The sequence below is a fragment of the Pectobacterium parvum genome (assembly GCF_020971565.1).
Lineage (GTDB): Bacteria > Pseudomonadota > Gammaproteobacteria > Enterobacterales > Enterobacteriaceae > Pectobacterium > Pectobacterium polare.
Genome location: NZ_CP087392.1, coordinates 1632756 through 1647116, shown reverse-complemented (window position 1 = coordinate 1647116; position 14361 = coordinate 1632756). Strand labels below are relative to the sequence as shown.

Annotated in this window: 12 protein-coding genes, 2 tRNA genes and 3 pseudogenes; 12 read left to right on the top strand and 5 right to left on the bottom strand. The window is 46.9% G+C overall.

Features of this window, described 5'->3' with window-relative positions:
* Nucleotides 1-185: 185 nt before the first annotated feature.
* A pseudogene (locus LOZ86_RS07375) lies at nucleotides 186-490 on the bottom strand (Tn3 family transposase); the annotation flags it as partial.
* A 71-nt stretch (nucleotides 491-561) separates the two neighbouring features.
* Between LOZ86_RS07375 and LOZ86_RS07370 the strand changes: the two are divergent.
* Nucleotides 562-1649 (top strand): IS3 family transposase gene (locus tag LOZ86_RS07370; RefSeq protein WP_230242759.1). Its coding sequence is split into 2 segments (ribosomal slippage): nucleotides 562-814 and nucleotides 814-1649, totalling 1089 coding nucleotides; the frame shifts between segments, so codons are not numbered across the junction.
* 703 nt (nucleotides 1650-2352) lie between these two features.
* Here LOZ86_RS07370 and LOZ86_RS07365 read toward each other — a convergent pair.
* Nucleotides 2353-2428 (bottom strand) — tRNA-Asn (locus tag LOZ86_RS07365).
* A gap of 379 nt (nucleotides 2429-2807) precedes the next feature.
* On the opposite strand from LOZ86_RS07365, the pseudogene LOZ86_RS07360 reads away from it, so the two are divergent.
* Both LOZ86_RS07360 and iraP read left to right on the top strand, forming a co-directional pair.
* Nucleotides 2808-3077: pseudogene (locus LOZ86_RS07360) on the top strand (LysR family transcriptional regulator); the annotation flags it as partial.
* A gap of 409 nt (nucleotides 3078-3486) precedes the next feature.
* Nucleotides 3487-3753 (top strand): anti-adapter protein IraP, encoded by a 267-nt coding sequence (gene iraP, locus LOZ86_RS07355; protein WP_039487640.1) that lies wholly within the window; start codon nucleotides 3487-3489, stop codon nucleotides 3751-3753.
* Nucleotides 3754-3922: 169 nt separating this feature from the next.
* Here the strand turns inward: iraP and cycA are convergent, their stop codons facing one another.
* Nucleotides 3923-5335: a D-serine/D-alanine/glycine transporter gene (gene cycA / locus LOZ86_RS07350; RefSeq protein WP_111778862.1), complete on the bottom strand. Its 1413-nt coding sequence runs from the start codon at nucleotides 5333-5335 to the stop codon at nucleotides 3923-3925.
* Between the two features lie 336 nt (nucleotides 5336-5671).
* Here cycA and LOZ86_RS07345 point away from each other — a divergent pair.
* A tRNA-Lys gene (locus tag LOZ86_RS07345) sits at nucleotides 5672-5747 on the top strand.
* Nucleotides 5748-5934: 187 nt separating this feature from the next.
* On the opposite strand, the gene LOZ86_RS07340 is transcribed toward LOZ86_RS07345, so the two are convergent.
* On the bottom strand, nucleotides 5935-6522 hold the full coding sequence (locus LOZ86_RS07340; RefSeq protein ID WP_039487644.1) for a flavin reductase family protein: 588 nt from the start codon (nucleotides 6520-6522) through the stop codon (nucleotides 5935-5937).
* 381 nt (nucleotides 6523-6903) lie between these two features.
* On the opposite strand from LOZ86_RS07340, the gene LOZ86_RS07335 reads away from it, so the two are divergent.
* The 4 genes from LOZ86_RS07335 to LOZ86_RS07320 all read left to right on the top strand — a co-directional run bounded on the left by LOZ86_RS07335 (nucleotide 6904) and on the right by LOZ86_RS07320 (nucleotide 9535).
* Nucleotides 6904-7236 carry a TehB family protein gene (locus LOZ86_RS07335; RefSeq protein WP_039487645.1) on the top strand — a complete coding sequence of 111 codons (333 nt, stop codon included), beginning with the start codon at nucleotides 6904-6906 and terminating at the stop codon, nucleotides 7234-7236.
* 10 nt (nucleotides 7237-7246) lie between these two features.
* Nucleotides 7247-7585 carry a DUF1869 domain-containing protein gene (locus LOZ86_RS07330; RefSeq protein WP_039487646.1) on the top strand — a complete coding sequence of 113 codons (339 nt, stop codon included), beginning with the start codon at nucleotides 7247-7249 and terminating at the stop codon, nucleotides 7583-7585.
* A gap of 582 nt (nucleotides 7586-8167) precedes the next feature.
* Nucleotides 8168-8620 (top strand): hypothetical protein, encoded by a 453-nt coding sequence (locus tag LOZ86_RS07325; protein ID WP_039487680.1) that lies wholly within the window; start codon nucleotides 8168-8170, stop codon nucleotides 8618-8620.
* Nucleotides 8621-8728: 108 nt separating this feature from the next.
* Nucleotides 8729-9535 carry a hypothetical protein gene (locus tag LOZ86_RS07320; RefSeq protein ID WP_039487647.1) on the top strand — a complete coding sequence of 269 codons (807 nt, stop codon included), beginning with the start codon at nucleotides 8729-8731 and terminating at the stop codon, nucleotides 9533-9535.
* 41 nt (nucleotides 9536-9576) lie between these two features.
* On the opposite strand, the gene LOZ86_RS07315 is transcribed toward LOZ86_RS07320, so the two are convergent.
* Nucleotides 9577-10617, bottom strand: a complete 1041-nt coding sequence (locus tag LOZ86_RS07315; protein WP_039487649.1) for a sensor domain-containing diguanylate cyclase — start codon at nucleotides 10615-10617, stop codon at nucleotides 9577-9579.
* A gap of 291 nt (nucleotides 10618-10908) precedes the next feature.
* Between LOZ86_RS07315 and LOZ86_RS07310 the strand changes: the two are divergent.
* The 4 genes and pseudogenes from LOZ86_RS07310 to LOZ86_RS07295 form a co-directional block, all read left to right on the top strand.
* Nucleotides 10909-11136, top strand: a pseudogene (locus LOZ86_RS07310) (family 1 glycosylhydrolase); the annotation flags it as partial.
* Nucleotides 11137-11266: 130 nt separating this feature from the next.
* Nucleotides 11267-11389: a PRD domain-containing protein gene (locus LOZ86_RS21505; protein WP_230243026.1), complete on the top strand. Its 123-nt coding sequence runs from the start codon at nucleotides 11267-11269 to the stop codon at nucleotides 11387-11389.
* Between the two features lie 234 nt (nucleotides 11390-11623).
* Nucleotides 11624-12673 carry a Fe(3+) ABC transporter substrate-binding protein gene (locus LOZ86_RS07300; protein ID WP_039487655.1) on the top strand — a complete coding sequence of 350 codons (1050 nt, stop codon included), beginning with the start codon at nucleotides 11624-11626 and terminating at the stop codon, nucleotides 12671-12673.
* Nucleotides 12657-14354, top strand: coding sequence for an ABC transporter permease (locus LOZ86_RS07295; RefSeq protein ID WP_039487656.1), 1698 nt, complete (start codon nucleotides 12657-12659; stop codon nucleotides 14352-14354). Before LOZ86_RS07300 ends, LOZ86_RS07295 begins: the two co-directional genes overlap by 17 nt.
* The last annotated feature ends 7 nt before the right edge of the window (nucleotides 14355-14361 follow it).

The following is a 14361-nucleotide window of genomic DNA, read 5'->3' as shown; positions in this document are numbered from 1 at the left end:
AGAAACGCATACTCAAATCAGACTTCATTTCTGATTGTTGAAGGCTATACCACGTTGAAGTAAGCCGATGGGAAACGCTATTATATCCAAACAGCGAGAAATCCGGCAGTTGAAAGCGCAGATAAAACGTCTGGAGATGAGTCCTGAGAGGACGGTTGAACAGGTTCCGACGGATATAATATACCTAATAATTTATTGGTCCTTTGGGGCAGAGCCTCTACCATTTTGGTCAAACCAAGGTTGGTACCGTCATCAAAAATCGTGATAAGAAAAAGGCGTGTATCGGGAGGAGTAATGTCATTTTTATATGCGAGAAATATCGAGTAAGCATCGTCTAGCTGTTTACCGAGCCGATAATTTTCGTGATTTTAGGATGCGGTAACATGCAGTAAACTAGCTCTGCAAGCGGTGAAATCTGCCCCAGAACACTGTTATCCAGCGGAGAGACTTTTACGCCCACGTTAGATATTTCCATATTAGGCAATTCACCAGGTAATCCCCCCGAAAAAGCGGTGTGTTTATAAGTAGAATTTTCTCGTAATCTGAACTGGGGAGATCTCTATGAAAAAATCACGTTTTACTGACAGCCAGATCATGTCCATCCTGAAGCAAGCCGAGGCCGGAACACCTGTGGCCGAACTGTGCCGCGAGCATGGTATGAGCAATGCCAGTTTCTATAAGTGGCGTTCTCGCTTTGGCGGTATGGACGCCTCCATGATGACCCGTCTGAAAGAACTGGAAGACGAAAACCGTCGCCTCAAAAAAATGTATGCTGAAGAACGGCTCAAAGCCGAAATCATTCAGGAGGCCATGGCAAAAAAGTGGTGATGCCATCGTGTCGAAAGCAGATGGCACAGGACGCGGTCAGAAACCGAAACGTCAGTGTGCGTTTTGCCTGCCAGTTGTTTGTTGTCAGCGAAAGCTGTTATCGCTATCAGCCTCATCTGAATGAAGAAAATGACCTCATTGCTGACTGGCTGCTCCGCATCACTGACAGTCAGCGCAACTGGGGATTTGGTCTGTGTTTTTTGTACCTGCGTAATGTCAAAGGCTTCAGGTTCAACCACAAAAGGGTGTACCGGATTTATTGCGAGTTGTCGCTGAACATGCGAATCAAGCCGAAAAAACGACTGAAACGGGATAAACCTGAACCGCTGGCGGTGCCTGAAAACAGAAACGAATGCTGGTCGATGGACGTCATGCATGATCAGCTATCGGATGGTCGTTCAGTCCGTTTGCTGAATGTTATTGATGACTTTAATCGTGAAGCACTGGCAATTGAGGTGGATTTTTCCCTGCCCGCCAGTCGGGTAATCAGAACGCTGGAACAACGCATTGAGTGGAAAGGAAAACTGACGGCAATACGGTGTGATAACGGGCCAGAATATACGGGGAAGATGCTGATGTCGTGGGCGGTTCATCAGAATATAACCCTTCGTTTTATTCAGCCCAGCAAACCTCAGCAGAATGCCTATATTGAACGATATAACCGGACGGTGCGTTATGACTGGCTGGGGCAATACCTATTTACATCACTGGATGAATTGCAGAATTATGCCACTCAGTGGCAATGGTTTTATAATAACGAACGTCCGAATATGGCGTTGAATGGCTACACACCGATGCAGCATATTCAACGCATAACCTGATTCTACTTATCACCTCCGCTAAAAATGGGGGATTACCACCACACGCGACCATGACATTGACATTTTCAAATCTTAGATTGAGGCAGTGGTAGCACCGATAGTTGGCTTTCGCAGAATTTACCTCCTGTTATCGCCATCATGTCGCCTCGCGGCAAAAGAGGCTTTTTTAGAATCCCAAACGATACGAATTTAGAATAATTATTTGATGAAAAATACGTGTTCAGTAGACGCGACTAATGTCCGATATTAATAACGATACATATCCTTCCCCCTTCGATGTGGGAAGATATAGATATAACGATGCAGAAGGCAGCAGAACTAACTCCCCTTACGAAAGCTCTAGGCTTCGTCTGTAACATCGATCATGAACTTAAACAAGGGAGTACGCCAAACAGAATATCAGATTATCTAAACCAAGCCTGGCAGCAGTTACGGATAGCATATAAGGAATATACCTTCTGGGGAAGACAGCAACAACGGCGAGAGAATTGAACTATAGGAAATACTTAAAGAAGGCAAAAACCTAAGCAGATTGGTAGATTCACATCACATTCCCAGTAATGAAGAACCCGTTCCCAGCATTTGAAAAGACAATCTTTTAAAACGCAGCTTGATCGGCCAGCGGGTATTTTGCTCGGAACCGGCGTACTGGAATGAACCTACAGTGTATAGCAATTTACAAAGATGTATAAGAACAAAAATTTGGCTCCTCTGACTGGACTCGAACCAGTGACATACGGATTAACAGTCCGCCGTTCTACCGACTGAACTACAGAGGAATCGGTTAAGTGCGATGGATAATAGCGAGAGCATTTACGGTTGTCAAAGGCTGTTATCGTTTAGTACGTTTGATTGCCGAACTAATAACCAACATGTTGAAATTATTGCCTAAGTTAAGCACAGGAAAACAATGAAATGCACTAATTTATGGGCGGATTTGCACTCCAAAACAGCAAGGATTGCTTTAGGGTGGTGCAGACTGGCATTGGCCTGATGACGGATTTCCCACACAAAATTGGGAGCGTTCGTTAGCAGCATTATTGTTTTTCCTTATTTTACTCGTGGTTTATCAATGAGGTATCACTTTTCCTTAGATAGGAAATCATAATATGGCTCGATTTTTGCTAATTATTTAGGGTAACTACTCAGGAGGCAGACATGAATCTTAGACGGCTCAAATATTTTGTGAAAATTGTTGATATCGGTAGCCTGACGCAGGCTGCTGAGTTGTTGCATATTGCACAACCGGCGCTGAGCCAGCAGGTCGCGACGCTGGAGAGTGAACTCGAAAAACAGCTGCTGGTACGGAGTCGGCGTGGCGTGACGCCCACCGAGGCGGGGAAAATTCTTTATTTTCATGCACAGACGATATTGTCACAGTGCGAACAGGCAAAGGATGCGGTGAGTGGCGCACGGCAATCAATGAGTGCGTAAGCGTTAGCCATAGAGCCATAGAGCCATAGAGCCATAGAGCCATAGAGCCAGCCATTTTCCTATGGCTGGCTGCTGCTCAGATTTTCTATAAAAACAGTACTATTCATTCTTTTTTGTGAAGATAATCACAATTTATAGTGTTATCGTTCTTCTTCAAAACAAGCAGGCTATCTTAAAAATAAAATGGTTTTTTATTTTTTTTATTTATTTGATTTATTTATCTGCACATTCATTTTATTGCCGCAGTGTGAGTATGATTCCCTTAAAATGGCAATAGACACTAGCGGTCAGGCCATTCACAGTGTTACATTAATCTTCGTTATGTTTTCTCTAATCCTGTGCACCAGGAACAGATATTGCCTTATGGGTGTATGACGGTTATTTTTTTGATTAAGGAGTTCAAATGAATAATATCCTCTCTCATCTTTTAATAAAGCTGGCAGAAAAAGAAGTTGGCGAAAAGGCGCTTAACGCGAAGATTGAATCGCTAGAGATGCTGATTTCCGCTATTGTCTCAACACTAGATGATAGTAAAATCAATGAGTTAAATGAGAAAATAAAAGATGTGGTTGCTGATGCTTCTCAGCAGAAGGATGAATACAGTTACTTAGCTTTCGAACTATTAGCAAAGAATATCAATAGAATCACAACCGTTCCATTACGAGAATAACTTTCTTATATTTCGATGGTGATGACATTAATTGGCACATGTTGATTTTCGTATATCAAATTGAGAACTTTTATATCCAATAATAGAGAGTATTTGTGCTATGCATAATTTTGCTGAAAAAAGTTGAAGGCGCCGACGGTTGTCCGCGCCTTTCTTGCGTTCATCCCTTTTACTTCACATCAACAGCCTGCTTTTTCCGACGAATAAACTGATAAGCAATCGCCAGAACGATAAACCACAGCGGCGTGACAATAAGTGCCTGCCGTGTATCTGGCTGTAATGTTAACAGTACAATAACAAAAGCGAAAAAGGCCAAGCATATCCAGCACATGAAAATACCCAACGGCATTTTATAGGATGACTCTGCATGTAGCTGAGGGCGCTTTTTACGGTATGTCAGGTAAGAGCACAGGATGATGCTCCAGATGAACATGAATAAAATCGCGGAGACGGTGGTCACCAGTGTAAAGACCGTCATCACGTTCGGAATCAGGTAGATCAGCACCACGCCCGAAAGCAAACAAATACAGGAAAACATCAACCCAGTCGAAGGAACCGCGCGTTTAGAGAGCACGCCGAAACTTTTCGGTGCATCGCCTTGTTTCGCCAGGCCAAAGAGCATGCGGCTGGTGGAGAATACGCCGCTATTGGCCGAGGATGCCGCCGACGTCAGTACGACAAAGTTGATCATACTGGCGGCAGCAGGTAGGCCAACCAGTACGAACATTTCCACGAAAGGACTGCGATCCGCCGTAATTGCGCCCCACGGGGTGACGGACATAATCATAATTAACGCAAAAACATAAAACATGATGATGCGAATCGGGATAGCGTTAATCGCGCGAGGTAACACAACTTTCGGGTTTTTAGTTTCAGCAGCAGTGGTACCAACCAGCTCAATGCCAACAAACGCAAATACAGCTATCTGGAATCCGGCAAAGAAACCACTTATTCCTTTAGGGAACATACCGCCATCATTCCAGAGGTTAGTAAAAGAGGCGACGTTTCCTGATGGGGACGAGAATTGCATCATCACCAGTACGACACCGACAACGATCAACGCAACGATAGCGACAATTTTGATCATCGCGAACCAGAATTCCATCTCACCAAACAGCTTCACCGTTGCCAAATTCAGCGTAAGTAATAGTAGGACACAAAGTAGTGAAGATACCCACTGGGATAAATCGGGGAACCAGTATTGAGAGTAGGCGCTAATAGCTACAACATCTGCAATTCCAGTTACAACCCAGCAGAACCAATAAGTCCAGCCGGTAAAGAAACCAGCCCATGGCCCGAGGAGGTCAGCAGCGAAATCGCTGAATGACTTATAGTTAAGGTTAGAGAGTAATAGTTCTCCCATTGCGCGCATGACAAAAAATAGCATAAAGCCAATGATCATATAAACGAAGATGATCGAAGGACCCGCCATGCTGATTGTTTTGCCCGAGCCCATAAATAGCCCAGTACCGATCGCTCCGCCGATGGCGATGAGCTGAATATGACGATTAGTCAGATTCCGTTGCAGTCCTTCTCCCTGTTCAGGGGCAAGGTCTGCGGCTTCTTTTGATTGTTCGACCATGTAAGTACACTTTCCTGTTTCTGTCTGTGATGTTTTTTTGAGCTCTTTGGCGGCTCTCGTTTACGAAAATCGAAACGAATAAGATAGCGCAACCGCAGTACTTATTACAGCGGATGTCGGAGATAGCCAGGCATAAGGAGGGCAGCTAATGGTGTAAGATGATGCTGTATGTTTTTCGCCCTAAAATGAAGAGGATATAAAATGATGAGAGGCAGAGATAAATAGGCTGAGGAGGTTAACAAAATTACCAATCGCTAACAATCCTATTATCACGCATAAAAAATTAATATGAAGTGTTTGACAGGCACGCTGGGGAGGAGAATAATTCTCCCCGTTGGGTCGTTAGCTCAGCTGGTAGAGCAGTTGACTCTTAATCAATTGGTCGCAGGTTCGAACCCTGCACGACCCACCAATAAACTTTGTGAGCCAATAAATTTTGTAAATAGTTCCGTGCATTGTAAATAGTTCCGTGTAATTGCCATCCCATTAAAGGCAGTCGAAGCGGGTTGAGCTCCGTTTCTATTTTAAGGCCTTAAGCCAATTTGGCAGAAAACGGTTTAACAATATTTCACTGAGGGGAAAAATTCTCTGTGGTGGTGTTAATGACCGTATTTAAAATTAAAGCCTAATGCATCACCTGTGGTGTCGTATTCGCGGAAGTTGTAGATCAGCGGCTTCCATTTTGACGAATCAACAACGTCATTTGCTCCTAATAGCTCACTCTCCACCCAAACATTAACAATATCCAGTTCGACAAGAATAAAACGCCCTTTGTCCGTCGTGCTGACGGTTTTACATTCCGCCTGGATAGGACACTCAATCACCCGAGGTGGCGTAATATCGGTAGACGCTTCAGTGTGAAGGCCGACTTTAGAAAATTTGTCGTGGCAGACCTCAACGCCCCATTTAGCCTGGCCTTCAGATAACGTATCGCTTCCGGTCAACTTACCCAGCGCTTCAACTTTCTCCCACAGTTTATAATCAGGAATATTGATGACAACATCAGAACCAGATAATAAATTACTGTAGGTTTTACTTCCTTTCGTGACACCGATAATAATTTTATCGCCGAGGGAAATTGACGACGATACAGAAGCAACATTGATACTTCCATTATTATCCGTTGTCGTAACAAGAAAAACTGGGAAACCATAATAAAACGAACTAAGTTTTACGTTCTTTTTCATTTGAGTTCAAACCTCATCATCGAGTAGTTTTATATTCTTTCATTTTTACTCTTTTGATTTATCTTTAACAATAACCCCAATTGAGTACCAATAAGGATATTTTTTAGATCCAGCCCTATCAAATAGGGGAAAATCAAAAAATAACTTAATGAAACTATTCCTTGATGTTAGTTTCCATCCCCACCAATCGGGGGAAATAAATAGCCAACGAGAGAAACGTCGAACTCTGATAATACAGCCTTTCTGCGAGGTGTTCGCGGTATTGTAAAAAATTAATTAGCAGAAAATAATTCACAAACATTAAAAGAGGTATATGATATGCACTATATGGTTTTTCCTTCCTGCCCTGCAATGTGGCCGGGTAAAGCATGAGGTTTAAACATGGAACGAATTGTTATACCAGCGAATTATGTTCATACCCGTACCACGCCTTTTTGGACCAAGGAAACTGCACCGGCATCTATCTGGCAGCGCCATTTGGATGCAGGGACACGACAAGGCGTTTATCCGCGCTTGTGCGTAATGCAAGGGACGATTCGTTATTATGGCTACGCCGATGAGACAAGCCCTGAGCCCGTCGAAATGCTGACTATCGAAGCCGGGCAGTTTGGCGTATTCCCGCCAGAAAAATGGCACAGAATCGAAGCGTTGTCTAATGATACGCTATTTAACGTGGATTTTTATGTCGATCCAAAAATTCTGATAGAAGGCTGAGGTAAACATAATGACAAGTGAAAACAAAGGATATTCATTAACATTGTTGAACCGCGACAATAAGGAGAAAGCAGAAAAAGTCTATCTTAAACCGATGGCTTTTTATGTACCTGATTTCGCCGCAGGTGCAGTTGTAGAACTACTCAACGAGCTGCCGTCGACCAGAGAAAATAAAAAAGGTTTTCTGCTGACGGTAACTAATAATAATAATGGCGTCTCCGTTGATAAAAATATCTCTACGGTCGAAGAATTAAATGACAAGACAATTTCGGCTGAAGCGGTAAAAGAGCTGGTTAATATCGTACGTGGTTACGATGCGGATGAAGAGACTAACGTCTGCGGTTGGTAAAGCAATATAGTTTAATCACTATTCAAGCTGCCCGTGTATCGATTTTTCCGCAGTTCGAATGATTTAATCGTTACCTTTAGTACCCGTACTTATTAAAAAAATAGGCGCTGGATGTCTTTTGACTTAACAAGCGCCCCTGTACCCTATTCTTCGATTATTCAAAATAGCCATTCATGCCGCAATACCAGCTTGCCAACGGCAACCATAGGTATCTCCACGCTGTTTATCCGCATCGTTCGCTAACTCAGAAAGCATATCATTCAGTAATGAGAGCCTGTCTATAGCGGTTCGTATAACACCATCATCTCATTCTGGAGAAGCAGAGTGTAAATGAATAATTATAATGAATATTATTAGCATGCGTAAATTAATAATAGAAATTATATATACTTTTAAAGCCTATAAATAGCTATTAAAATAACGATAAATACTTAAACATTTTTTATATAATGCCGATCTATTATCAAATCACGCGGTCTGCCTGCGTTTACGACTACAGCACACAGCGTCGTATTCCGCGTAGTAGGATAGAAAGAATAAAAAGACTGTGGTCACAGATGAAAATACATGGAGTTTTTTCAAATGAAATCAAGCAATATTCTGTTGTCTTCGCTGTTCATGACAGCCCTTTTTGCATCAGCAGCTGCTAATGCGGGCCCGAAATTTAATGTCACCTTTAAGAATCTTGGTGCATCAAGCGCTCCGGATGCCATTTTTTCGCCAACGACGACAGCAGAAGTTTTTTCACAGGCGAATGCGTCACCTACACCGAGTGAATTCGTCAAATCTGGGAATTCAAATCAATATACGATCTCCAATCCAATCAGTGACGTCGGTTCAATGCATGTTCGTTACAAAGTTGGGGCCAAAGTTTGCCAGTTTGATATGACGTATACTGTGAAGTATGTGTTGGGAAATAAAATCCCCCAATGGACTAAGAGCACCACGCCTAGCAACGGCGCACGCTGTGACCTGAGGGTGACGTATGCCAACGTCAATACTCACGACTCAGATGTAGAAATTACCATGAGATAACACCCGTATTGAAAAATAGCTGAGCAACCACTCAGACATTTTTTATGAATAGAGGTAAGCAACATGAGTCGTTACTTACCCCTTAATCACAACGAGTGAGAAGAACGAATGATTAACTTCAATGGCCTTTCAAAAAGTACGGTGGCAGATGCGCAGTCCACCAATGACAGTCGCTCGATAAAAAAGCAGGAAAACGTATCCGAAGGCACACAGTCCGCGTCTACAGTGTCTGATGGTTATTCAAATAAAAAAAATATCGGCATTACAACGCTGGCAAAACAGCTCAGCGACGCCGCCGTCAGGGCCGAAGCCAGAGATGCAACAAACGATCGCAATGCATTGGCGGCCAAAGCCAAAAGTGCGCATAATGAAATTCTCGGAGTGAATTACGCCAACAACAGAAAAACCCACGATGCGGAAGTCCCCAATAGCGATGACCCCGAGCGATTAGCTAGAGCGAAACAAGCTACAGCGTATACCAATGGTCAAGGAAGTAACCCCTTCAAAGGCCTGTCTCGTGAACAGTTGGCGCTGATTACCTATGACGACAGCGGAACCTTTACGGTGAATGAGCGGCGCGCGGCCTGGAGCGAGGCTTATGACCAGGAGCAAGTGTGGCGCACGATGGCCATAGCACAAAGCAAACTGGAGTGGAGTCGCGGCGAGTTTAAACAAACCGAATTTTTCAAAATGGTGTTAGATCACCATGAGAGTCTGCCATTGATCGAACAAGCGCAGGCACCGGAAGGCTATGTACCACGTCTGAAGTACCTGATAGAAATGGACTTCAACTTTATGACTGGGGAATCAGGCAAAGACGCCGATCCGTTCAACCGCCTGTTTGAACTTCTTTCCTCCACCAAACTTCATTTAGAAGATGGCAAACTCACTCTGGATGCCACCAAAGATGCCTGATGAGCAGATGATAATGATTACCTCTGCATAGGTATTTACGATTATGCTGCGATGATCTCAAAAGCGCGGGTTTGATCTTTTTTTCGCGTGATTTTATTGGCGTACATTGCAGCATCAGCCCGGCGAATCACGCCATCAGGCTCCTCGACGGAAGGAGCTGCCGTGACGATCCCCATGCTTGCGCCCAAATATTCAATACTGACCATACCGAGCGAATAGTTCCCCTGCAACAAGGGCGTAATGTCATCCCTGAAGGAAGCAATCACACGCTCATTCTCTCCCGGCGCAATATTTACCATGCGGGCAAAAACAAATTCATCACCACCTAGACGCCCGACAACATCACCTGGGTTACCCCACATGAGCAAACGTCGACTAACGTCTTGCAAGAAGATATCACCGGCTTCATGGCCGAACTGATCGTTAATTTTCTTAAAACCATCGAGGTCAATGAAAACAATGAGCGCCCGCTGATGGTCGTTTTTTGCCTGAGAAAACAGCGTTTCAAGCGAGTAAAACACGCCCCGACGGTTAAGCAATCCGGTCAGTGAATCGGTGTAAGAATATTCATGTAATGCGGCATTGGCGGCCGTCAATTGCTGCACCAGCCACTCTTTCTGCACCTGTTGAGCAATAAGCTGTGCGAATAAACTCAGGATCTGTTCACCCTTGGTTGTCAGCGGCTTATGGTAGGAACTCGCGGCACAGAGGGTGCCATACAACTGCCCGTCCTCCATGCGTACCGGCGTACTGGCATAGGTCATAATACCCAGCGCTTTCGCCGCCTGCGAATCCCCCCAACATTCGGCCACATTAGGCGTGTAACTTTGCCCTTCGTCCAGCGCACGCTTGCACAACGTGTCATGCCACGGAACCGAGGCCCCTTCAGGGATGTTGAGCGTTTTCGTGTTGTGAGCAAACAGGATATTTTGGAAACCCGCTTCGGTGTCAACCTGCGTCAGGTAAGTCGATTCCAGATCGGTGACCAGCTCCAGCATGACCAATAACTGGCGAACGAGCCCCTCGAAGGAATCCTCTGAACGTAATGCGTTCGAGAGGTGAGAAAGCAAATTATCAGTCATAGCAATAGATCCCAATTTTGCATATTTTAGAAAAAACAATAAATTAACTAATATGTGGCTTACATCAACCTATCATTGATGCAAACAGACAATCTCTCCATACTATAGAAGTCATACGCGTTTTTCGCCTTTCGTCTGTCCATTTTCACTCTGCGAGCCGACCTACTCTCTGTTGTTTATAATCGGTTAAAAAGCGTCATATTTTATTCAACATGCTTGAAATGCATCGCCTTCGTCAGGCTAAGCCTTCCATTCTGCCATTGCCATCACACTTACCCATCAAGTCGGCACGATCTGTTCCGCGAGATGCGCAAGCACGGCATCGTACCGCTGGTGGCGCTGAGTGAGAAATACAATGGCTGGGTGCACTGCAACGTGCTGGATGCCTTCGTATGCTTCAGCAATGTCTGCTTCGATCGCTATAAGGATCTGGTGCGCTACTGGCTGACCTTTAATGAGATCGACAGTATCCACCGTCACCCGTTTACCACCGCGGGTATCCGTGAAGAAAAAAGCGCGACCTTGAACGACGTGGTATTCACATCACTATGCAGCCCGACGATCTGGCTGTTCTCAAATTGCCCGCAAAATCGCACCGGGACGCACAGACGACTTCTATCAGGAACTGCTGAAACACTATCCTGACGCGATGGCGATTTCCTGGGCCATCAGGGATTACGTGCAGGAAAAATACCAAATGGCCTTGCCGAAAGAAGAGCTTACCTGGCTGACCATGCATATCAGCAGGCTGGCCGAAAGCCAGACGCCATAGCGCTCGCCTCACGCAACATAATCAATCACTGCTATGTTTATCAACGTGCTGAAAAATAACGCAGCCGCTTTCTCCCGATGAGCCCGTATGTTGACCCTCATCACGATCGCGGATCGCGCAGCTTAATGAGATTGAAAACAAGAGTGATTATCATATATAGTTTTTGTCACCTGCAGAAAATATCTCCTTATTTTATTAATTTAGCCCCACATTCACTCTGGAGAAGATAACAACATGTCAAAAACGCTGTCTGTTCTGCGCAAAAAAGCGCGCCTGCTGACGCTAGCCTCATCGCTAATGGTTGCCTATGCACTGCCCGCTGCTGCCGCAGATGACTCTCTGACCCTCTACACCACGCGTGAGCCCGGCCTGATTCAGCCGCTGCTGGATGCGTTCACCAAAGAGACGTCGGTTAAAGTCAATACTGTGTTCATCAAGGACGGCATGCTGGAGCGAGTGAAGGCAGAAGGCCAAAACTCACCGGCTGACCTGCTGATGACCGTTGATGCCGGTAACCTGATCGATCTGGTAGAAGCCGGTGTTACACAACCAATTCAGTCCAGTGCATTAACCGAGGCTATCCCGGCGGCGCTGCGTGACAAAGATAACCAATGGTTTGGTCTGTCAATGCGCTCTCGCGTGCTCTATGCAGAAAAATCACTGCCGCTGACTGGCATTACTTATGAAAATCTGGCCGATCCGAAATGGAAAGGCAAAGTGTGTATCCGTGCAGGTCAACACCCTTACAATACCGCACTGGTTGCCGCAATGATTGCCCACCACGGCGAAGCCAAAACCGAAACCTGGCTGCGCGGTGTGAAAGACAATCTGGCACGTAAAGCGACTGGCGGTGACCGTGACGTGGCGCGCGATATCCTCGGCGGCATCTGCGATGTAGGTCTGGCGAACTCTTATTATGTCGGCCATATGAAGAACGCCAAAGAAGGCACCGATGCCCGTAAATGGGGCGATGCCATCAAAGTTGTTCAGCCTACCTTTGAAAATAGCGGCACACACGTCAATATCAGCGGTGCAGCGGTTGCACGTCATGCTCCGCATAAAGATCAGGCCGTGAAATTGATGGAATATCTGGTCTCCGCTCCGGCTCAGCAGATCTACGCTCAGGCAAACTACGAATATCCGGTTCGCAAAGGCGTCACGCTGGATTCCACCATTGGTAGCACGATTGGTGAAGTTAATGTGGATAGCACTCCGCTGACCGACATCGTTAAATTCCGTAAACAGGCCAGTCAGTTGGTAGATAAAGTTGGATTCGATCAATAAGACCGGTTCGTCAACCATGCGCGGCGCCTTCGGGCGGCCGCGCCTCTTTTTTTCTCCGCTTCGCATCGCTGCCGTCATCATTGCACTCGGCGTACTGGCTCCGCTGGTTTCCCTGCTTTGGCTAGCGGCTGGCGCGGGTGTTGGCCATTGGGATCACCTGATGCGCTACGTGCTGCCCGATGCCGCACTCAACACGCTCATTCTGCTCGTCGGCGTCGGCGCACTCGTCATGGTGATTGGCGCAGGCTGCGCCTGGCTGGTGACCGCGTTTGATTTCCCCGGCAGACAGTTCGTTAGCTGGGCGCTGCTGCTACCGCTGGCGATGCCAACCTATATTGTCGCTTTTGCCTGGCTCGATCTGCTGCATCCTATAGGGCCGATTCAGGAAGCTATTCGCAGCGTGCTGGGCTACGACAGTCCGCGTCAGTTCCGCCTGCCGGATCTGCGCTCCATGACGGGTGCGATTCTGCTACTCGGGCTGGTGCTCTATCCATACGTTTATCTGACTATGCGCGCGATGTTTATCAGCCAGCCTGCACACCTGCTGGAAGCCGCTCGCACGCTGGGTTTGAGCGCCACGGGCACCTTCCTGCACGTCGCCCTGCCGATGGCGCGCCCTGCATTAGCCGTCGGCACCAGTCTGGCCTTGCTGGAAACGCTGAATGATATTGGTGCCTCTGAATTCCTTGGGGTCAATACGCTGACCGTGACGGTTTACACCACCTGGGTCACCCGCTCGGATTTACCCGCCGCTGCACAAATTGCCTGCACAATGCTGACGGTCGTTATCCTGCTGCTGACGCTGGAGTATTACGGCCGGAAAAATCAGCGCTACGGTACCAGCCGACAGATGCGCGGCATCATGCCCACACCGCTGAAAGGTGTACGCGCCTGGTTGGCAACCTGTGCGACCGCGTTGCCTATCCTGCTCGGCTTCATCGCCCCTGCCCTCTTTTTGGCATGGGAAAGCGCCAAACGGCTGGGTGATAGCGTGACGATCTCCGCTGGCCTGATACAGTCATTGCAGAACTCGCTTCTGCTGGCCGTTGGCGTCACGCTGGTCGTCACGTTCGTCAGCCTGATTATTGCGTGGTATGCCCGTCATTCAGCTATCAATGATCGTTCACCAGAACGCCGCCGCACCCTACTGAGAATTGCCTCGCTGGGCTATGCCGTGCCCGGTACGGTGCTGGCGATTGGCATGCTGACGCCCGGCATGGCGACGGATAATTTCCTCGCCGACTTGATAGGCTATAAGGGATTGCCGCTGCTTTCCGCCGGTGTCCTGCTGGTGGTCTGCTGCGCAATTCGCTTTATGGCGATTGGGATTGGTGCACTTGATGCCGGGCTGACGCGCATTCCCCCGGTGATGGAACAGGCATCGCGTCTGCTGGGCGAAAGTGAATTCGTCACTTTTTTCCGCGTGCACCTTCCCCTTCTGCGTCCGGCGTTGGTGACCAGTGCGCTGCTGGTGTTTGCCGACGCGATGAAAGAACTCCCCGCCACGCTGCTGCTGCGGCCGGTCAATTTCGAAACGCTGGCGACCGTTCTGTATGCCGAAGCCGCCAGAGGCACCTACGAAGAAGGCGCGATTGCCGCACTGCTGATTGTGCTGGCGGGTACGCTGCCCGTTGTGCTGCTGGCTCGCAGTCAGCTAAAAACGTCGGTTGAGAAAGAATGAAAATCAT